The following is a 21,091-nucleotide window of genomic DNA, read 5'->3' on the forward strand; positions in this document are numbered from 1 at the left end:
GGAACGGAGGCCCCGATGACCACCGCCGAAGCCGTCGCCCGCCACTTTGTTCATTTGGCAAACCAGATGGAAGAGCCAACGCCCCTGACGCACATGCAAGTGCAGAAGCTGGTGTATTACGCGCAGGGGTGGTCGCTGGCGTATTACAAGAAGCCGCTCTTCCTAGAACCCATCGAGGCGTGGCAGCACGGCCCTGTGGTTGATCGTGTGTACCAGGAGTTCAAAAAATTTGGCGGGGAGGCGATCGCGGCGAAAGTTGGGACGAGCGCAACCGATCTGTCCAGTGAAGAAACAGAGTTGCTGAGGTGGGTGTGGCAACGCTACAGCAGGTACTCCGGTTCGTACCTGCGCGAGCTGACGCACCGAGAACGACCGTGGAAAGAGGCTTGGGGCGCGCGTCCGAGCGACGACCGCGCCCGAGTTCCAATATCGGACGCCGCTCTCAGCGAGTTCTTTCGCGAGCAAGCACAAAAAGAGGCGAAGAACATCGGGATTGACCTTGATGAACTGGAAGCGTCAATCGCCGACGCAAAAGCAGGTCGCACCGCGGTGCTTGATTTGTCGTCATACGCTGGAAATCGCGGCACCGCGAGAGGCAAGAGCTGACTTTGCCTTGGATCGTTCGACTTACGCCTGATGCACAGCGAGCGTGGATGGCTCTCGACGAGGGAGTGCGCGAAGAAGTCGCGACGCATGTGTACCACATCAGCGATGCCCCTCATCCGTACCTACGACGGTCGAGCGCCGTCGGTGAACGACCCGGCCTCCTCGTTCTGGATTGCGTCACATCCTTTGACGCGAACTTGGTTGTGCGTCTTTTCTTTCTTGACGAGTCCGAATCGCCGAACCAATTAACACTTGTCAAGATTACGACGCTGCACGCGCCGGGTGAGGGAGAGTAAGACGCCACTCAGGTGCATTTTGCGTGTCTTCGTTCGCGTCCTTCTCCATGGTCAAAGCGCAAATCTCCCAGCTCGAGAGATGGATGATTCGTTGCCGGTGGCAGGAACCTGCCATTGGGCTGATTGGCGTTCCAGCGGCGAATTTTCGTGCTGCGGATTGGGAGCCCGAAGCTGGCGAGCCAAGCCTGGGATGGAGAGCTTCTCGGGAATGGGACGTTATGCGATTCAACTTGTCGGCAATGGATCGATACGCTTCGAGGAGGGGTATCCTCGGGAACCATGGACACTTCGTTGAATGCCAAGAAGTTCAGTTTGATCCGAGTCCCCTACGCGTCCCCGGACGAAATAGAGCGTTCGGTCGATGCAGTGCTCGCGCCAATTCTCAATCGCAAGACCGAGATGGACTTTGTCTTGGGATCGTGGAGATTTGCTCACGTTTATCGTGAAGTGATCAAGCCAAAATACGGCATCGAGCTTATCGAGCGAGCAAATCTTGGAATGCTCGGCAAGGCGAAGGTATTCGGCGCGTTTGACCCGGTAAGAAACTGCGCATGGATTGATCAGATCGCAAGTCCGGAATCTGGGCACCCGCGTCGCACATTCGTGCTGTGGCATGAGGTTATTGGTCATGGCGTGCTTCAAGGCGACTTGCTGCGTGCAGAGCTTCATCGCTGCGCGGAGGAGGCTGTGTTGCACGACACGACAATAACGCTGGACGACATGACTCGGGAGCGGCTTGAGATCCAAGCCAACATGGCTGCCGGCGCGGCCGCTGCACCGCGACGGTTGGTGCTCGGGGCGCTAATCCATCGACTCGAATCCAAACGACCGATCGTGTTCAACGGCCCCAACAAATACACAATTGGACGCAGAATTGTCGAAGCGAGCAGTGCGTGGGACTTGGCGTTGGCGGCCGCTAGTCAGATTCAGTGTGCGTTTGACGGCCTGTCAAAGCACTGCCTTGCGATTCGAATCATGAACTCCCGTTACTTCTTCGATAACACCGAAACTGGCCATTCTCGGATGCGCTTGTATCGCAGCGCATGAAAAGCGAGCAGTTACTCAGAACTCACACTGTTTCGGCGCCCTTGGGAACGGGATCACATCCCGCACGTTCTGCATCCCGGTCAGGAACATCATCGCGCGTTCGAAGCCGAGCCCGAAGCCCGCGTGCGGCACGGTTCCGTAGCGGCGCAGGTCGCGGTACCACCAGTATTCCTTGATCGGCAGGCCCATCTCGGTGATGCGGGCGTCGAGCCTGTCGAGGCGTTCTTCGCGCTGGCTGCCGCCGATGATCTCGCCGACCTGCGGCACGAGCACGTCCATCGCCGCGACCGTCGGGCCGGGTGCGCCGTCCGTCCCCGGATCGTTCTCGCGCATGTAAAAGGCCTTGATCGCCTTCGGATAGTTCATCAGCACCACCGGCTGCTTGAAATGCTGCTCGGTGAGATAGCGCTCGTGCTCGGACTGAAGGTCCTTGCCCCACTCAATCGGATACTCGAACTTGGCCTTGCCGCTCGCGATCGCCTCCTTGAGGATCTTGATCCCTTCTGTGTATGGCAGGTGGCGGAAGGGCTTGTCGAGCACATCCTTGAGGCGGACGAGCAGACCCTTCTCGATGCGCTCGTCGAAGAATTTCATGTCGTCGGCGCGCTCGTTCAGCATCGTCTGGATCAGATACTTGATGAAGTCTTCCGCAAGCTTGGCGTCATCCTTCAGATCGGCGAACGCAATCTCGGGCTCGATCATCCAGAACTCGGCGAGGTGGCGGCTGGTGTTGCTGTTCTCGGCGCGGAAAGTCGGACCGAAGGTGTAGACCTTGGAGAGAGCGCAGCAATAGGTCTCGACGTTCAACTGGCCGCTGACGGTGAGGTGCGTTTCTTTGCCGAAGAAGTCCTGGGAAAAATCAGGTGCCGAGGTGTCGAGGTGTCCAGGTGCCGAGGGTGTTTTCGTACTTGACACCTCGACACCAGATCCCTTGACACCTTCGCCCGCCTGCAACCGGGGCGGGTTGACCGAATCAAGCGTGCTCACCCGGAACATCTGCCCCGCGCCCTCGCAGTCGCTGCCGGTGACGATCGGCGTGTGCACATAGAAAAAGCCGCGCTCGTCGAAAAACCGGTGTATCGCCATGCTCAGCGTGTGACGCACGCGCGCAACGGCGCCGAACGTGTTCGTGCGAACACGCAGGTGCGCGACCTCGCGCAGGTATTCGAAACTGTGCGGCTTGGGCTGGATCGGGTACTTGTCCGGATCGTCCACAAGCCCGATGACCTTGATACCCGCGCCCTCGCCGGCGATTGCGGCATCGACGAGCACTTCGTTGCCCCCCTTGGGATTCTGAACGATCTTTCCTGTTGCCTCGATCGCGCAGCCTGTGGTCAGTTTCGCGACGTCGGCGTAGTTGGAGATGTCGCCCTTCGCCACGATCTGGATCGTGTCGAAGCACGTTCCATCGTGGAGCGCGATGAAGGAGAGGCCGCCGTCGGCCTTGCTGTCGCGCCGGGTGCGAACCCACCCTTTCAGGGTGACCGCGGTTCCCGGCGCCGCTTTCGCGGCCTGCTTGACGCTCATCCAAGCCATACGAATCTCCGAGGTTGAGAGGAGGCGATGGTAGGGAGAAGTGCTCCGCCGCGGCAAAAACGCTGCCTCTTTGGGCCCGGACCGCCGCAATCTAGGGTGATTCCCTCTGGTGGCCAATGCCCACCGCAAGGTAGAATGCGAAGCGGGAGCGGCTCGCGCCGCTTCCGCCCCCGCAGGGAGTACTCACATGAATAGCGATCGACCCTCTCGGTTCGATTCGTTCCGGAGCGCGGTGGCGGCATTGGCGTTTTTCGCCGGCTCGATGCTCGTCGTTCACTCGTCGAACGCGCAGGTCGCGCCGGTTCCCAAGGTCAAGGTGAAAGTCTGGCTGAAGGATCTTTCGATCATCGACGACATGGACGACCGGCTCACGCGCGGGTGCGGCGACCTGGTTTTCGCATGGAACTGCGGCTTCGAGGGCGAACCTTCCACCTCCAATTCCGCGGGCGCCAAGGCAAAGAACTCCGACGACAAACCCTACAACATCTGCGATAACAGCACGCTCGGACTCAACGTGCTGCTCATCGAAAAAGACCTCTGCTGCCCGATTCCCGACCTCGAAGCGGTCATCGACTTCTGGGACGACGACGATTCGACGGCGGAAATGATCGCGGACATCGCCGACAATGTTCTCGCCGCGGCAGTGGGCGTCATTCTCAAGACCGACGGCAAACCCATCCAGGATGCGCTCGCCGGAATTCACAAGGCGCTCCAACTCACCGGCAAGCCGACGTCCGACTCGATGGGAACCATGCGAAATCTGGATATTCATCCCCCGGGCACCTGCATCTTCTGCGATGCGACCGATACGACCGAGCCCGTGAATCTTGACGGCGGGGCGGGAAAGAACAACGGGTCGGTCACCCTCACGTGGAAGGCATGTCAGATTGGAACGTGCGCGCCGATCGGCTGCGATTCGGGCGGTCCTCCGCCGACTCCTCCGGAAGACAACATCGAGAAGGCCCGGGGAGGCCAATCGAGCGACGACGAGATCGATCTGCACATGGGAGTGGGCGACGATGTATTGCAGATCCCCATGCTCGCCGGGCAGACTCGCGATTTCCTCTTCGGAATCGACGCCGACATGAACCCCGCGACGGGCGTGCCGCCCAGCGCGCCCTGGAACGCTCTGGTCGGATGTGAATGGCGCATCAGGATTCACCAGACCTCCGACGGCTCCTCAAACTCAACAACCGCGGGCGTGGAGCAATACACGGCCGGTTCGTGGCACGCGACGGCAATGCCCGTGCTCTTCCACGCGATCCGCGGGCGAGAGGCGGTGGCCTACGTCTCCAAGTCCGCGCTCGGCCTCGGTTCGGCGTTCGCCGTCATGGTGGAACTGGACAGAAACGGCATTCTCCGTGATGTCGAGCCGAACAATCAGATCGCGCATCGCTACATGGTCCAATGGCTGGCTCAGGGTTCGGGAATCGGCGAACCTCCGTACGTGGTTCAGGCGCGACAGATGAAGGATGCCGTCGCCCCGATGGCGCACATCCGCTTCACGTTCAACGAGAACGTGACCATCGGTCCGAACCCCATTCAGATCGCACCCCCGTTGCCGCTGAACATCGTGCGATCGTGGCGCACGATGGACGTTTACTTTCAGACCCCGGTTACCGCCCCCAGCGAGCAGATGTACGCGCTGACTTTGTTGCCCGCTCAGATCACCGATGCCGCAGGGAATCAACTCGACGGAAACGCCGACGGAATCCCGGGCGATCCTTACGTGCGAAAGTATGATCCGCCCGAACTCCGCCTCACGTTCACCGACAACGCGGGGAACGCCCGCAACGAATACCTGCCCGGCGAAACGGTGTTCCTCAAGGGTTCTGGCCTTCCCGCCAACGGCCCCGCGCGCTTCTACTTCATCGCGAACGGGCCGCTCTCCAACGGTCAAACGCTCGTCGATATTTCCCCGTCGCACACGTTCAAGGTCGTCAATGTTTCCGGCGGCAATCTTCTGAATGTCCAAGTGGGCGTTCCGTGCGACAGCAGCGCTTCGCAGGGTGGCGACCTGTGCGAGGTGGATGGCGTGCTCGACGTCAACAATAACGGAATCTACGACGCGGGCACCGACGTGTTCTTGAAAGGCGAAAGCATCGGGGTGAACGCCGGTATGTACCTCGATCAGAACGCCAATGCCACCCGCGACAAGATGGACATTCTGTTGGGCGATTCGCGCGACGCCGACGCCGACGGAATCCCCGACGAAGTCCCCGTCTGCCGCGGCGACCTCAACTTCGACGGGCTCGTGGACGACGCCGATTTCGTCAAGTTTGTTCAGGCGTACAACTTGCTCTTGTGCACCGACGATTTCATGCCCCCGCACTGTCAGAGCGACCTGAACCGCGACGGTCTGGTGGACGATGGCGACTTTGTCGTCTTCGTTCACAATTACGACGAACTGATCTGTCCGTGATTGGACATCAACGACGGCGAGAAAGCCGGTAGAACGTACCGTCGTACACCACCTCCGCGCCCGGAGGCACGCGGATCATCGTGCCCCCGTCCGGCGGACGGCGCTGATCGCCGTCAGCAGGGACTCGATCACGATTGCCCGACAATTCACCCACGGAATCAAAGCCCGCCTCGCTGCCGCGGCGTTTTTCCGTCAGCACGAACACCTGCTGGTATTTCTCGAGTTGCTCCTCGGTCGCATGCTCCTCGCGCACGGGCGTCTTGAGGAAATACCCGGCCCACCACTGCAAGCCGTGCCGCGCGAGAACGACGGCGCTTCCATCGGACGGAACGAGCCCGCGCATCGAACGAAACTCAGGGACGGCATCATCCGCGACGACCGAACCGCCCCCACCCCCACCCCCGGGTGCGCCCGGTCCGTCCCCGCCATTCTGAACACCGGGACCTTGCGGTCCATTTGGACTGCCGCGGCCGCTGAAATTGCCTGTGCCGCGAGCGAAATTGCCGGAGTTGTTTGCGAAGCGCGGCGGCGGTCCGCCCTTGCCGCGGAGGGCCATCGGAAACGCCAAAATGAGGATGACGATTCCGACGATCGCGCCGAGCGCCGGCGCACCGATGCGCACCCAAGTTCGGATTGATTCGGCGCCACTCAGGAGCAAGAAGCCCACGATGATCGCGAGCGGTATCGGCGTCATGAGCGACAAGCGCTCGGCGTATTGACCCTGGATCAGCGGACATGTGACGAGCAAGGCCGTGCATACCGCGCCCGAAACGATTGCCATCTCGGCCACGCCGACATGTCGAGCTCGCCAGATCGCGAGCGAGCCGAAGACCAAGAGCACGGCCCACGCACCGGCCCGCATCGGGAGTGCGCCCGCTGGAAAACCGCCCGGGGGACCGCCGGGCCCGCGATCGAACTGCATCGGACGATTCGGACCCGCGGAGTCTTGCATCGGCCGGTCGAAACTCGGTTGATCAGTGTCCGGGCCGTCAAAATGCGGTCTGTCGGATCTGAAATCGGGCCGACCCGGTTGATCGAAAAGAGCCGGTCGGCCTTGCGGCCGATCGCCCGCGCCGAACATCTTCGTCACGCCCTGCGTCAGGCCGATCGCCTTTGACGGCGCGACCGAGTAGACCAGCAGCCAGAGAATTCCCGCGCCGGCGATGCAGGCAAGCCCGCTGAGAACGATCGTCTTGGGGCGAGGCTTTGCACGGAACAGCACGAACACGCCGATCGAGCTCGAGACGAGCACCATTGTCACGCCGAATGCGCCGATGTGCGTGATCGCCGCGAGCGCGAGAAACAAAACGACGAAGAGCCAGCGGATCACGCCGCCGCGCCGGAGGGCCGCGTAGATTGCGCACGCGCATGCCGCCATCCACACCAGGCCGAGCGAGTTTTTCTGGAAGTCACCCGTCATGCGGAGAATCGGCGGGCTGAGAATCGCGATCGCGCCCACGGCGAAGATGGCGATTGCGATCACGAGGGCACGCGGGACGGCTCGACGAGATTCGCCCTGTTCACCGCTTGATCCTGCATTTCGCGCGCGGATCGCGCCGGCCAGCCCGAGCAGAAGGAGCGCGAGCGGGATTGCCGCGAGAGGCTGCGAAACCGCATCGACGATGCGTGAAGCGAGCAGCGTCGCCGAATCGACATCCATGCCGCGCAAGATCATCAGCGCTTTGGCGAGCGCGGCATCGAGCCAGAAAATGAACGGAACTTCGACGTAGGGGAGCTTGCCATTCTCGAGCACGCCCCGCGCCTGCATCGGGTAGTACGCGGCGTCGATGCCGGGGGGCAGCACCCTGGAGAACAGCATCACGGAGCGCAGCGCCATCGCGCCGGCAACGAGCGCGATTGTCATTGCGGTCGCCACGACCGCTGTTCGTCTTTGAGAAGGGCGCGCGGCAACTGCATGATCCATGCAAACAGCCTAACGCCCGGAACCAAGAGCTGATGCATTGGCCACTCCGCGACAAAAAGAAAACCGCGGGGCTCGGAGCCCCGCGGCGTTTGATGCTTTCTGCGACACTCGTGCCGGATGCCAAATGCCTCTGCCTTATCCCGCCTTCGCGATCGCCTCGCCCTTTTCGAGCTTGGCTTCGATCGCCTTGACCAGGCCCGCGACATTGCGGCCCGGGCCGAGGATCTGGCCGACGACCTTCTTCGCCGGGCTGATGACGAGCGCGACGATCTGGCCGATGGCCTCATCCTTGGTCGGGAACTTCGAGAGTTCCGTCACGCCGGCCTTGCCCTTGAAGATCTCGCCGTCGAGCATCGCGGCCCGCAGTTCAACCTTCGGCATCGCCTTGGTGAGCTCGACCACTTCGCGCGTCAGTTCGATGATCGATTCGCCGCCGTAGGCGAGCGCGGTCGATTCCGAAAAGAACTCGGTGAGCGGCTTGAGCTTGCCGCCCTCGAAGGTCTTCTTCGCCAGCGCATTGCGGACGACGGTGACCTTCATCTTCTTCTTCGCGAGTCCGGCGCGAAGCTTGGTCGTGTCTTTGGCGTTGAGGCCACGGACGCCGATCACCAGCGCCGTCTCCACCTCGCCCATGCGGGTCGTGTAGTCCCGCATGATCATGTTTTTCACTGTCTTTGACATGGGTGAATCCTCTCAGTGCTGGTGTGCTTATTCCTCGGCCGCCGCGGCATTGACGTACTTGACCTGCACGCCCGGAGTCATGACGCCGCTGACCGTGATCTTCTTGATGTACACGCCCTTGGCCGTCGCCGGGCGGACCTTCTCGATCGCGCGGATGAAGTGCTCGAGATTCTCGACGAGGTCGTTGTCCTTGAACGACATCTTGCCGATCACCGCGTGCACGTTGCCGCCCTTGTCGGCGCGATACTCGACCTTACCGGCCGAGTATTCCTTCACGGCTTCGGGCACGTTGGTCGTGACCGTTCCGGCCTTGGGGCTGGGCATGAGGCCCTTGGGGCCGAGCACCTTACCGAGCTTGGAAACGACGCGCATCATGTCGGGCGACGCGATGGCGACATCGAAATCCATCCAGCCCTTTTCGATCTCGGCGACGAGGTCGTCGGCGCCGGCCTTGACCGCGCCGTTGGCAAGAGCCTGCGGCGAAACGTCGCTCTGGCAGAACGCGATAACACGCTTGGTCTTGCCGATACCCTTAGGAAGGCTGAGCGAGCCGCGCAGCGCCTGATCGGCTTGCGCGGTGTCGATGCCGAGGTGGAAGCAGACGTTGACCGTCTGATCGAACTTGGTGGCCTTGAACTTCTTGAGGGCCGCGATCGCCGCGGCGGGTTCGACCGCGCTGTTGACGCGGAGCTTGTCGTTGTTCTTGGTGCGCTTGGTGACGTATTGCATGTGGTCTTGCTCCTTTAGCCTTCGACCACGGTGACGCCCATCGAGCGCGCCGTGCCTTCGATGATCCGCATCGCCGCTTCAACGCTTGCGGCGTTGAGATCGGCCTGCTTGGTCGCGGCGATCGCCTTGACTTGCGCCTTGGTGATCTTGCCGACTTTGTCCTTGTTCGGAACGCCCGAGCCCTTTTCGACGCCTGCCGCGTCCTTGATCAGGACGCTCGCGGGCGAGCTCTTTACTTCAAGCTCAAAGCTCTTGTCGCTGTACACCGTGACGATGCACCCGACGACCTTGCCCTTGAACGACGCGGTTGCCGCGTTGAACTTTTGGATGAACTGGCCGGGGTTCACGCCCTTCGAACCGAGAACCGGGCCGAGGGGTGGCGCGGGCGTCGCTTGCCCGCCCGGGGCCATGATCTTGAAGACCTGAGTGACTTCTTTTTTCGCCATAACTTTCAACCTCCCACCGACTGTTTCGAGACGCCGTCGCCAACCAGGCGGGGCTCTCGAATTCCCGGGGCGGCGAAGCCTCGGGCAGCGCGGTAGTGAACGCGGTCCTAAATGTCCCTTCACAAAGACGGTTTCCGGCCTTGTGGGGTCAAGATTCTAGGCGGAACTCCCAAATCGGGCGAATCAAATCGGCTTCTCTGGTGGTAGATTCAAGTCCCGGGCAAACCAAGCCCCCGCCGAAATCAGGAGGCCTTTTGTGACCCAGAAATCGACCCGCCAATCGACCGCGTGTGCGTTCCTGTTCTCCGCCAGCCTCTGCACGGCTGCCTTCGCCCAGACTTTTCCCTACCCGAGCCATCCACTCTTTTCGGAGCCGGCGGCCGACGATGTGCCCTGCCAACTTCCGCTCCAGATATATGACGACCGCAGCCTCTGGGCGGCCAACTTGTGGCCGGGCGGCGTCGTTCCGTACGTGATGAACGCGAACGTGAACGCGACCAACGCGAATCGGCTTCGCATCGCGATGAATGAGCTCGAGACTGTGTGCAACGTCTCGTACGTGCCTCGGACGAGCGAATCCAACTACATCATGGTGCAGGACAGCACCGGCAACAATTCATTCGTCGGGCGTATCGGCGGATCTCAAACGGTCAATCTGGTCAGCTGGTCCTCGCGCTACGTCATTTGTCACGAACTCATGCATGCGCTCGGTATCTATCACGAACAGCAGCGTTCCGACCGCGGGACCTACGTCGTTGTCAACCAGGCCAACATCCAGTCGCAGTATTACAGCGCCAACTTTCCGATCAACAGCGGCGCGCCGCAGGGCACGTACGACTTCGAGAGCATCATGCACTACGACGAGTGCTCCTTTTCCATCTGCTGCCCCGCCGGGTCATCGTGCGTGTGCCCGGCGAACTGCCGCGCGATCGATACGCTCCCCGCGTATTCCCAGTTTGCCACCTCGATGGGCAACCGCAGCTATATGAGCCAAGGCGACAAGGACGGATTAGTCAGTCGGTACGGTGCGCCGGTCGACGATGCGTTCGCGCCGAACGCCACGCTCGCGAGTGCCGCGCCGATCTCGCTCGGAACCACGTACAACATGAAGCTTGTGGCGAGCGCCGACTACTTCAAGGTGACGCTGACCGACTATCGCACGCTGACGGTTTCCGCCGTCGCTGATAATGTGTGGGCTCAGAGCAACGCCAATATCCGCATTCTTTCCGCCGGCGGCGGGCAGATCGCGCAGGGCTTCTTCATCCTGAACGGCGGCTCCTACACGGCGGATACGTTCCGCTCGCTCGCGCCGGGCAACTACGTGATCCAGGTCTCGCGCAACCAACCATGGGGCGGCAAGTACACACTGAAGGTGAACGGTTCGTGCGCGACGTCCGATCTCACCGGCGACGGCTTCGTCAACGACGAAGACTTTGTTCTCTTCGCCTCGGCGTACAACCTGCTTTTGTGCATCGATCCCGCGATGCCCGCGGGATGTCCCTCCGACATCAACAAGGACGGTCTTGTGGATGACTCGGACTTCCTTTTCTTCGCCTCCGCGTACGACGCGCTCATCTGCCCCTGAGTCATTTCTGCCAGATTGGCAGCATTTGGCTGCTCAACGCAGTTCTGACCCTTCTTGTGCCACACCGGGCGCTGCGCGGGGCTGTGCCCACATTCCTTGGGCGGCATCCAACTTCTACCGAACGGCACGGCTTGTGCAGACGATACAAGCGATGCCGTTTGTTGCCGCGAGCGTTTCGGGGCAAAATCGGCGCAAGGGCGGGAAAACGCCGCTTTTCGACGGAACTACTTGATCTACAGGCTCTTGCGCATTCTTGGCGTCGTTTGAGATCTCGCGAAGCACTGTTTTGGGCCCCCGGTGGCGGTCAAGCCAAAAGCCGGGGGGCCGGCCGGTGCGAAGATAAAGGAGGGAGTTCTGCCCTCCGGGAGTGCCAGAGATGTTTGAACGCTTTACCGATCGGGCACGCAAAGTGATGGCGTTGGCCAATCAAGAGGCTCAGCGCTTCAACCACGAATACATCGGGACCGAGCACATCCTGCTCGGCCTCGTCAAGGAAGGTTCCGGCGTCGGCGCCAACGTGCTCAAGAACCTCGATGTCGACCTTCGCAAGGTCCGCCTCGAAGTCGAGAAGCTCGTCAAGGCCGGCCCCGAGATGGTCACCATGGGCAAGCTGCCGCAGACGCCCCGCGCCAAGAAGGTGATCGAGTACGCCATCGAAGAAGCACGCAACCTCAACCACAACTATGTCGGCACCGAGCACCTTTTGCTCGGATTGCTCCGCGAGCACGATGGAGTCGCGGCACAGGTTCTCATGAACCTCGGCCTGAAGCTCGAGGAAGTCCGCGAAGAAGTCCTCAATCTCCTGGGCGCCGGCAACGAGCGCGCGGAGGAGATGGAAGGCGGGGCCGCGGGAGCCGCCGGAGCGGGCGCGCAGTCTTCGGGCGGCGGCTCGGTCTCCGCGACCAAGGGCGGCAAGAGCAAGACGCCGGCGCTCGACAGCTTCGGACGCGACCTCACCGAACTGGCGCGCGAGAACACGCTCGACCCGGTGATCGGTCGCCAGATCGAAATCGAACGCGTCGTGCAGGTTCTCTGCCGGCGCACCAAGAACAACCCCGTGCTGCTCGGTGAAGCGGGCGTGGGCAAGACCGCGATCGTCGAGGGTCTTGCGCAGCGCATCATCAGCGGCGACGTGCCGGAGATTCTCCACGACAAGCGGCTGGTCGTTCTCGACCTCGCGATGATGGTCGCGGGCACGAAGTATCGAGGACAGTTCGAAGAGCGCATCAAAGCAGTGATGAACGAAGTGCGCCGCGCCAAGAACGTGATGCTCTTCATCGATGAGCTGCACACGCTTGTCGGCGCCGGCGGCGCGGAGGGCGCGATCGATGCATCGAACGTGCTCAAGCCGGCGCTCGCACGAGGCGAGATCCAGTGCATCGGCGCCACCACCTTCGACGAGTACCGCAAATACATCGAGAAGGACGCGGCGCTGGCACGCCGATTCCAGGCGATCACGGTCGATCCGCCCAGCGACGAGCAGACGATCGAGATCCTCAAGGGACTGCGCGATCGCTACGAACAGCACCACAGGGTGAAGATCACCGATTCAGCGCTCAAGGCCGCGGTCGATCTCTCCGGCCGGTACATCACCGGTCGCGTGCAGCCGGACAAGTCGATCGACGTGATCGACGAAGCGGGCGCACGCGTCCGGATCAAGAGCATGACCAAGCCGCCGAATCTTGCCGAGATCGAGGGCGACATCGAGCGCTTGTCGGTTTCGAAGGACGAGGCGGTGAAAGCGGCCGACTACGAACGTGCCGCGGAACTGCGCGACCAGGCCGAGCAGCTCCGACGCAAGAAGGAGGAGTTGCAGAAGGAATGGCGCACCAAGGCGCAGGCCGTGGACGGCGTCGTGGACGAGGAAGTGGTCGCCGAAGTCGTCAGCAAGATGACGGGCGTGCCGCTCCAGCGCCTCGAGAAGAACGAAGCGCAGCGCCTGCTCGAACTCGAGAAGGAACTGCACAAGAAGGTCATCAGCCAGGACGAGGCGATCAAGGCGATCGCGAAGTCGATCCGGCGCGCTCGCGCCGGGCTGAAGGACCCGAAGCGCCCGATGGGCTCGTTCATCTTCGTCGGTCCGACCGGCGTGGGTAAGACGCTGCTCGCCAAGGCGCTCGCGGAGTTCATGTTCGGAGACGAGGAGGCACTGATCCACCTCGACATGTCCGAGTACATGGAGAAGCACAACGTCTCGCGGCTGGTTGGCGCTCCCCCCGGATACGTCGGCTACGAGGAAGGCGGCCAGTTGACGGAGCGCATCCGTCGCCGGCCGTATTCGGTGGTCCTGCTCGACGAAGTCGAGAAGGCGCACCCGGACGTGTTCAACATGCTCCTTCAGATCATGGAAGAAGGCCGTTTGACCGATTCGTTCGGACGAAACGTCGATTTCCGCAACACGATCCTGATCATGACCAGCAACCTGGGTGCTGATTTGATCAAGGGCGGCGCGGGCTTCGGCTTCCAGAAGCGGACCGAGGCGGGCGACTACGACAACATCAAGGTCGTGCTCGCCAAGGAGATCGAGCGCTTCTTCCGGCCGGAGTTCATCAACCGTCTGGACGACGTGATCGTCTTCCGCCCGCTGACCAAGGCCGATATCACCAACATCATCGACTACGAAGTCGCGAAGGTGAGCAAGCGGCTCAAGGCGCAAAAGATCGAGATCGGGATCGACGACTTGGCGAAGGACTTCCTGATCGAGCGCGGGTACAACCCCGAGTTCGGTGCGCGTCCGCTGCGTCGGGCGATCGGCCAGTACGTCGAGGATCCGCTTTCCGAGATGCTTCTGCAGGGCGACTTCACGCCGCCGTGCAAGATCACGATCACGCACAAGAAGCCGGCCGAGGGCGACACCGCCGCCAAGGCCGACGACCATCTCTACTTCCACACCGAGACGCTTCCGGCCGAAGCGCCGGCGGAGCCGAAGCAGTCGAAGCCCGAGGCGGCGGGACAATCGACGTGATAACGCGATTCACCTGAATGCCAAGGCCCCGGCGTTCGCCGGGGCCTTTTTTCATGGGCGCTGCGTCCCCCTTCTTCGGGTGAGTTTCGGATCGCTACTCCGAGATGTTCTGAAGGAGAATGCGTTTGGAATCGACGAGCACGAGCACCTCGCCGGGCATACCGAGATAGCCGGCTTGACCGAGATCGATCAGCCGCTGCGCGACGAGGTCGTACTCCGGTGTTCCGAACGCAACCGTCTGATCCGGCTTTTCGGTTTCGGTGGTGAGCAGGCGCGAATCGACCCAGCGCTGACGTGCGTTCTGATCACCGGGAGCTTGCCTCTGATAGAAGGTGTTCTGCGCGATGTTCTGCACGCCGTCCACGGTTTCCTGCTCCATGTCTTTGTTGACATACCCACCAACTGCCGCGGCTTGCGGCACGACCGCCGATCGAAGCTCGGTGACATTCATTTCCTGGTTGGCGGACGCCTTGCCCGCTCTGGCGAACGAACGCCTAGTGAATCCGATCGTCGCGCGATCCATCATGGCCTCCCGACCAGCCCCGGATACAAAATCGACCCCCGGCTCGGTCGCGAGGAAACTGGTGTACTCGGTCATGACGCCGTAGCGGGTCGAGAGGCGGACCACCTCGTCCACGAGTTCTTTCATTTTCGGGTCCGCGCGGTTCACGCCTTCGGCGCTGTGCTCGCGGATCTCACCGAGCAGGAAACCGATCTTGCGTGTCGCCCACAGGCGCGCGATGTAGCCGTTGCGTGCGGAAGCCGATTCGCCGGTATCGAAAGACATCTCGTAGTTGACATCCTTGCCGCCGGCTTTGCCATCGAGCCGCAACTTGAGCGGCGCGGTCGATGTGTACTGACCAACGACGAGAATCTGATCACCCTCGAAGACGTCGTTCATGGTCGGGGGCTGCAATTCGCGAATCGTTCGATCGGTCGTGAGAACGGGTGAAGCCAGTCGCGGCCCATCGAGCCGGCGAAAAACCTGGCTTACCTTGTTCTCGATGTTTTCGCCGGGCAGCACGAACGTCGGGGCGCCGCGCGATGCCGAAGACAGGCTTGAGAGCAGGGGCGTGTTCACGTCGTAGCCGACGCCGAAAGAAAACAGGCGTCGCTCGTGCGTGTTCGCCGCCTTCACGGCCTCGCGGATCGCGACCTCATTCGTCACCCCCACCGTGGGAAGCCCGTCCGTGAGGAAAATGATCATCGGCAGCGCGCCCTCGGCCACGCCGGGGCGAACGGCATCGAGCAGCGCATCGTGGATGTTTGTACCGCCGTCCGCACGGAGCGCCCCGAGATAAGCCTTTGCCTGCTGCGCGCTCGTCGCCGACTTCGCGACCGGTGCCTTCTCAAAGGAACTTACCGAGTCCGAGTAGTCGATGATGTTGAAGAGTTCACCTTCACCGAGGCCGTTCACCACGGCGATCGCGGCATCGCGGGCCTGCTGGAACTTCTCACCCTGCATCGAGCCCGAGCGATCGAGCACGAGCGTCACTTCGCGTTTCTGGATCAGCGCGTCGTCATCCCGGGGCGGGAGCGCGCCGAGTAGCAGAAAAAAGCCGCCGTTGCCATCACCGATCGAAGGATCGGGGTAGGCGAGCAGGGTGGCGGAAAGCCCCTCGTGCTTCGTGCTCTCGGGCAAGTAGGTGATTCGGAAGGCACCCGGTGCCGCGGCCGCCGCGGCAGAAACCTTGATTTCCGCGCTCTTTGGCGTCGTCCTTTCAATCGCAAGTTCGTGGGACGGGGAATAGATCGTGCTGATGGGACGATCGCCCTTGATCGAACAGGCGAAGGTCCATGCCACGCCGCCCAGAGAAGCATGAGGCGAAATTGCGATGTTCTCGCTCCGCGGCAGGACATACTCGACGCGGCCGTTATCGCTGCTCAACAGCTGCTCGTAGGTGATGCGTGCCTTGAGCGTCGCGTTTGCCGGGATCGGAAACGCCGAGGTCCGGATCATGCCGTAACCGGCGAATTCGAGCAGGGCGGGGTCCTTGCGTCGGCGTGTGATTTCGTCGTAGACACGGCGCGCTTCATCTCTGGGCAGGAGCTTTGCCGTCGGCTCATTCCCCACGCCGTCGAATTGCAACGACCGGATCGAAACGCCGTCGGGGACAGGGAGCATGACCTCGGCTTCTTGGGGAATGCCGGAGGGATTGGACAGCGCCAGCTCAAGGGTGGTTGTGGCCATCTGCCCGTCGATCGAAACCCGGACATCAACCGCAGAGAGCCTTGCAACATTTGCCTGGGGCGCGATCCAACGGCGAGCCTGCGGCACGATTTCCACTGAAGCCGCCCCGCCCGAGACCTGTGCCAGCGCGCGCGTCGGCCCGGCGAGCGCAAAGACCATGGAGATTCCGGCAACCAGACGCGTGTTCAAGGTCTTCATGCAGGTACTCCCAGTTTTCTCGCCCCCCGATTCCATTGTGGAGCGGGGATCCCCCGCGACGAGTTCGCGGAAATCCGCAAATTCCCGGAATCCCTTCGTCACTATTCTCCTGTGTGGCCGAACCGCTCGTGATTCAGACCGAGGACCTTGATGCCGCCCCTGCCGCGTGGCTGGCGGAGCGATGCGAACTCGTCCGCTGCGGTACCGATGCACCGAACTTCCGGGGTTTGTTGGCGTCGGCCCAAGGGCTGGTTGTGCGGACGTACACACGCGTCGATCGGGCGATGCTGGCGGGCGCGCCGAATCTGAAGGTGGTCGGGCGCGCCGGGGTGGGCCTCGACAATATTGATCAGGAGGCTTGCCGCGAGCGGGGCGTGCGCGTCGTGAGCACGCCGGACGCGAATACGCAGGCGGTGGTCGAGTTCGTGTGGGCGCTGATCTTTGACGCGCTGCGGCCCCGGCTCTTTCTCAGCGATGCACTCGAAAAAGCAAACTGGGTTGAAGTTCGGCGCGACCTGCGCGCCCGGCGCCAGATCGATGAACTGACACTTGGCATCTACGGGCTCGGGCGCATCGGCAAGCGCATGGCGGCGGTCGCTACCTCGCTCGGCATGCGCGCGATCTACCACGATCTGCTCGAGATGCCGTCGGAGATGCGCCACGGTGCGGAGCCTGCCTCACGCGAGCAACTGCTTGGCGAATCCGACATTTTGACGATCCACGTCGATGGGCGTCCGTCGAACCGCGGACTACTGAACGCGGACGCCTTTGGGCACCTGAAACCTGATGTCCTCCTCATCAATTCGGCGCGGGGCTTTTTGATCGACAACAGAGCGTGCGCCGCATTCTTCGCAGCAAACGCCGAAGCGATGGCGCTGCTCGACGTTCACGAACCCGAGCCGTTTGGAGCCGATTATCCGCTGCTCGGGATGCCGAATGTGCATCTGTCGCCTCACCTTGCCGCGGCAACGGTGAGAGCGCAGGAAAACATGTCGTGGGTGGTTCGCGATGTGTGGCGGGTGCTGAACGGGGAAACGCCGGAGTTCGCGGCGGTCTGACCCTGCTCGCTACACTCGCCCCCATGCGCTTCCGTCGGCAGGCTTGGCATTACGCGCTTCTGCTTCTCACGCTCGGCGTGCTGAGCGGCCTGCTGATCTACCCGATTTTTCTGACGATCCAAGGCGCGTTCGAGAGAGTGCAAGGCGAGGGATTCGGTCGAGGATTCTCGAACTTCACGCTCGATCACTTCCAGTTGCTCTTCAGCAACCCGATGTTCTTCCGGGCGATCGGGAATTCGGCGCTGCTCGCGGTCGCGACGACGACGGTTGCCACGATCATCGCCCTCCCGCTGGCGCTGCTCGCGGCACAGTACAAATATCCGGGCAAGACATTCTTCAATGCCGCGGTCTTGGTGCCGATGATCCTGCCCCCGTTTGTCGGGGCGATCGGGGTACGGGCGATCCTTGGGCGGGAGGGCGCGTTCAACGCGCTCTTCGGCACGCACTTTGACATCCTGGGTTCGGCGAAGGTGTGGGGCGTCGTCGGTGTCCAGGCGCTCTCGCTCTATCCGATCATTTTCCTGAACACCACCGCGGCACTCGCGAACCTCGACCCGGCGCTCGATGAGGCGGCGGAAAACCTGGGCGCGGGCTGGTGGCGGCGTTTCTTCAGGATCACTCTGCCGCTCATCCGTCCGGGCATTTTCGCGGGAGCGACGATTGTCTTCATTTGGGCGTTCACAGAACTGGGAACGCCCCTGATGTTCGACTTCTACAATGTCACGAGCGTACAGATTTTCTACGGGCTCAAGCAGGTCGAGACGAGCGCCGAGCCGTATGCGCTGACGCTGGTGCTGCTCGGTTCGGCGGTGTTCATGTACGTGCTGGGCAAGTACTTTTTCGGGCGCGCCGGCTACGCGATGTACAGCAAGGCGAGCCGCGCGGGAGGAGAAGTAGAACTGACCGGATTTGCGGGGTATGCCGCGGCGGGCCTGTTTCTGTTCGTTTTCGCGCTCGCGATCCTGCCGCACCTCGGCGTCGTGCTGACCAGCTTCACGGTGCCGGGCCAGTGGTACGACTCGGTCCTTCCGACTTCCTGGACAACCTCCCACTACCGCGAAGCTTTGACTGCGCGCGACAGTTTCGGCGCAATCGTCAACAGCCTCAAATTCTCGACCGCGGCGATGCTGATCAGCATGGTGGCCGGAGTCGTCATCGCGTATCTGATCGTGCGGACGACGATCAAGGGGCGCGCGGTGCTCGATGCGCTCTGCATGCTCCCGCTCGCCGTGCCGGGACTGGTGATGGCGTTCGGATATGTGGCGATGAGTTTGCGCTGGCCGTTCGGCAAGGAAGGGCCGCTGGGCGAGTTCGTGAGCGTGCTGGCGGCGAACCCCAATCCGGTCCCGCTGCTGATCGCGGCGTACGCAATCCGGCGATTGCCCTACATCGTTCGATCCACCGTTGCGGGGCTGGAGCAGACCAGCGGCGAACTGGAAGAAGCCGCGATGAATCTCGGTGCTTCGCGCCTGACCGCCGTGCGGCGCGTCATCATCCCGCTCATCATGGCCAATCTCATCGCGGGAGGCATGCTGGTCTTCAGCTTCTCGATGCTCGAAGTTTCAGACTCGATGCTGCTCGCGCAGCAGAAGCATCAGTATCCGCTGACCAAAGCGATTTTTGCGTTTACCGAACGATTGGGCGATGGCGTTTACATCGCCAGCGCGATGGGTGTCTGGGGGATGGCGCTGCTCACGATCACGCTCTTCTCCGCGTCGGTGCTGCTCGGCAAGAAACTGGGCTCGATCTTCCGGGTTTGATTCCGATCACCGAGCACCGCCTCGGCCGTGATGAGCCACGCGATCACCATACAGATGCACGAGCCCGATGCACGCCTCCAAGCCGTGACCGACTCCTGTAGCGATGGAATCGACGGGGGCAGGACCATCCCGAGCCACCAGATCGCCGCGGCGGCGATTGCAAGACGCCTCGTTGTTTGACTCTTCCCGGTGATGATCACCGCGCCGATCAGGAACCCGAGGGGCATCGAGTGGACCAGGTGGCGCGAGTTGGTTTGGGGCGAAAACGCGAGCGCGACGACGATCAGCCCGGTCCATTCCACCAGCAGCAAGGGCCAGCGATCCTGCTCGGCTCTTCCCCATCGGCCGAGCCACATCGGCTGGTTGTTTCTCCGGTAGACCCACCACGCGGCCAGAAAAGTGACGCCCATGAGCAGTGCCGCGATCGGCAAGCCGAGTTTGGGCTGCCCCATCGAATCCGCGGTGCGGACGATCGCGGTCGTGATCGAGATTCCGTATTCGCGGGTGTTCATGACGCGGGCGCGACCCTCTTCGGTCTGCCAGCCGCCGTCCCCCGAGTGAATGAGCCCCTCGGCGGCGCCGCGCCAGAGATCCGCGTTGGTCCCCCACCCGATAAACGCGGCGGGAATCAGCGCCCAAAAGACGATCCCCGTGATCAATCCGATGACGTGCTTGGCACGTCCTCGCACACCAAAGTACGGAAGCGCGACGATCGGCAGGTATTTGATGCTAAATCCGAATCCGAGCGCGAGGCCCGAGAGGAGCCAGTGTCTTCCCAGCCCCCACATTCCGATCACCCAGCACGCGAACATCAGGATGTTCGATTGCTGCATCTTCATGTCGCCGAAGAGCTTGTCGGCGAGCAGAGCGAGCCCGATGAGCGTGATGAGCGGTGCGGCCTTTGGAACACCGAACTTCGTTGCAACAGTTCGACCGCCGAACCATGCTGCGAACGCGAGCACGAATGCGTTGGTCACCAGCCAGACCAGACCAGCGCCATCGATGCCGAGTTGCACGAGCGGCATCAGCAACGTCGCAAGCAGCGGCGGATAGATGTAGCCGAGTTTGCCCGCCGCGAAGACGTCGGTGCCGTTGACCAGCGCCTCCGCCCCGCTGTAGAACTCATAGAAATCGCGGAAGCGCCGATCGATCGGCTCGTTTCCGTGCATGATTCGATAGCTCGCGATCGTCCCGATGAGGACGATCGTGAAGCTGCCCGCATATGCCGCGCTGCGCACTCCGAGACTCGCCCACCATGGCGATCTGTCGATGCGCTCAACCGGCGGATTCGGAGAATCGGCAACGGTCATCACTGAAGATCGACGAGTTCGATTTCAAAGACCAGATCGGCCTTGGGAGGAATGTCCGGCGGAGCACCGGCAGCGCCGTAGGCAAGCGCCCACGGGATCGTGAGTTTGCGCTTGCCGCCGATCTTCATGCCCGGGATTCCTTCCTGCCAACCCTGGATGAGATCTTCGAGCGGGAACTCGATCGGATTGCCGCCCTTGGTCGAGTCGAAGACTTTGCCGCTGGACTTGAGCGTGCCGTGATAATGGACGGTGACGATCGAATCGATGGTCGCTTCATCACCCTTTCCTAGGGTGATTTCCTCAATCTCGACGCCGCCGGGCGTAGTGGGCATGGCTG

General features: G+C 62.0%; 16 protein-coding genes. 8 read left to right on the forward strand and 8 right to left on the reverse strand.

Annotated features, from left to right (window positions below; genetic code table 11):
• Positions 1–15 precede the first annotated feature (15 nt).
• From KF691_14980 to KF691_14990, 3 genes are all read left to right on the forward strand, one after another.
• Entirely contained in the window at positions 16–606 is a 591-nt protein-coding gene (locus KF691_14980) for a SocA family protein (protein MBX3390750.1), read from the forward strand.
• Positions 607–653: 47 nt separating this feature from the next.
• Complete coding sequence (locus tag KF691_14985; protein ID MBX3390751.1) at positions 654–902, forward strand: hypothetical protein; 249 nt, start codon at positions 654–656, stop codon at positions 900–902.
• A 279-nt stretch (positions 903–1,181) separates the two neighbouring features.
• Positions 1,182–1,949, forward strand: coding sequence for a hypothetical protein (locus KF691_14990; protein ID MBX3390752.1), 768 nt, complete (start codon positions 1,182–1,184; stop codon positions 1,947–1,949).
• Positions 1,950–1,964: 15 nt separating this feature from the next.
• Here KF691_14990 and asnS read toward each other — a convergent pair whose 3' ends face one another.
• Positions 1,965–3,485: an asparagine--tRNA ligase gene (asnS, locus tag KF691_14995; protein MBX3390753.1), complete on the reverse strand. Its 1,521-nt coding sequence runs from the start codon at positions 3,483–3,485 to the stop codon at positions 1,965–1,967.
• Positions 3,486–3,672: 187 nt separating this feature from the next.
• Between asnS and KF691_15000 the strand changes: the two genes are divergently transcribed.
• Positions 3,673–5,907, forward strand: a complete 2,235-nt coding sequence (locus tag KF691_15000; GenBank protein MBX3390754.1) for a hypothetical protein — start codon at positions 3,673–3,675, stop codon at positions 5,905–5,907.
• A gap of 7 nt (positions 5,908–5,914) precedes the next feature.
• Here KF691_15000 and KF691_15005 read toward each other — a convergent pair whose 3' ends face one another.
• From KF691_15005 to rplK, 4 genes are all read right to left on the reverse strand, one after another.
• On the reverse strand, positions 5,915–7,831 hold the full coding sequence (locus KF691_15005; GenBank protein MBX3390755.1) for a hypothetical protein: 1,917 nt from the start codon (positions 7,829–7,831) through the stop codon (positions 5,915–5,917).
• A gap of 135 nt (positions 7,832–7,966) precedes the next feature.
• Positions 7,967–8,512 (reverse strand): 50S ribosomal protein L10, encoded by a 546-nt coding sequence (gene rplJ, locus KF691_15010; protein MBX3390756.1) that lies wholly within the window; start codon positions 8,510–8,512, stop codon positions 7,967–7,969.
• Positions 8,513–8,539: 27 nt separating this feature from the next.
• On the reverse strand, positions 8,540–9,241 hold the full coding sequence (gene rplA / locus KF691_15015) for a 50S ribosomal protein L1 (GenBank protein MBX3390757.1): 702 nt from the start codon (positions 9,239–9,241) through the stop codon (positions 8,540–8,542).
• A 14-nt stretch (positions 9,242–9,255) separates the two neighbouring features.
• A complete protein-coding gene (gene rplK, locus KF691_15020) occupies positions 9,256–9,687 on the reverse strand; it encodes a 50S ribosomal protein L11 (GenBank protein ID MBX3390758.1) in 432 nt (143 codons plus the stop codon).
• A gap of 256 nt (positions 9,688–9,943) precedes the next feature.
• Here rplK and KF691_15025 point away from each other — a divergent pair, with 256 nt between their 5' ends.
• Both KF691_15025 and KF691_15030 read left to right on the forward strand, forming a co-directional pair.
• Positions 9,944–11,272 carry a hypothetical protein gene (locus tag KF691_15025; protein ID MBX3390759.1) on the forward strand — a complete coding sequence of 443 codons (1,329 nt, stop codon included), beginning with the start codon at positions 9,944–9,946 and terminating at the stop codon, positions 11,270–11,272.
• Between the two features lie 376 nt (positions 11,273–11,648).
• A complete protein-coding gene (locus tag KF691_15030; protein ID MBX3390760.1) occupies positions 11,649–14,237 on the forward strand; it encodes an ATP-dependent Clp protease ATP-binding subunit in 2,589 nt (862 codons plus the stop codon).
• 94 nt (positions 14,238–14,331) lie between these two features.
• Here KF691_15030 and KF691_15035 read toward each other — a convergent pair whose 3' ends face one another.
• The gene (locus KF691_15035) at positions 14,332–16,626 is read right to left on the reverse strand and encodes a VWA domain-containing protein (protein ID MBX3390761.1); all 2,295 of its coding nucleotides are present in this window, start codon (positions 16,624–16,626) and stop codon (positions 14,332–14,334) included.
• A gap of 113 nt (positions 16,627–16,739) precedes the next feature.
• On the opposite strand from KF691_15035, the gene KF691_15040 reads away from it, so the two are divergent.
• Both KF691_15040 and KF691_15045 read left to right on the forward strand, forming a co-directional pair.
• Entirely contained in the window at positions 16,740–17,684 is a 945-nt protein-coding gene (locus KF691_15040) for a hypothetical protein (GenBank protein ID MBX3390762.1), read from the forward strand.
• Between the two features lie 23 nt (positions 17,685–17,707).
• Positions 17,708–19,444, forward strand: a complete 1,737-nt coding sequence (locus KF691_15045) for an iron ABC transporter permease (protein MBX3390763.1) — start codon at positions 17,708–17,710, stop codon at positions 19,442–19,444.
• Here the strand turns inward: KF691_15045 and KF691_15050 are convergent.
• Both KF691_15050 and KF691_15055 read right to left on the reverse strand, forming a co-directional pair.
• Positions 19,336–20,754, reverse strand: a complete 1,419-nt coding sequence (locus KF691_15050) for a DUF2029 domain-containing protein (GenBank protein MBX3390764.1) — start codon at positions 20,752–20,754, stop codon at positions 19,336–19,338. The two genes, KF691_15045 and KF691_15050, sit on opposite strands and share 109 nt — an antisense overlap.
• Positions 20,754–21,086, reverse strand: a complete 333-nt coding sequence (locus tag KF691_15055; GenBank protein ID MBX3390765.1) for an FKBP-type peptidyl-prolyl cis-trans isomerase — start codon at positions 21,084–21,086, stop codon at positions 20,754–20,756. The genes KF691_15050 and KF691_15055 overlap by 1 nt, the downstream gene beginning before the upstream one ends.
• Between the last annotated feature and the right edge of the window lie 5 nt (positions 21,087–21,091).

The organism is Phycisphaeraceae bacterium, from assembly GCA_019636555.1.
In the GTDB taxonomy this organism is placed as follows: domain Bacteria; phylum Planctomycetota; class Phycisphaerae; order Phycisphaerales; family UBA1924; genus JAFEBO01.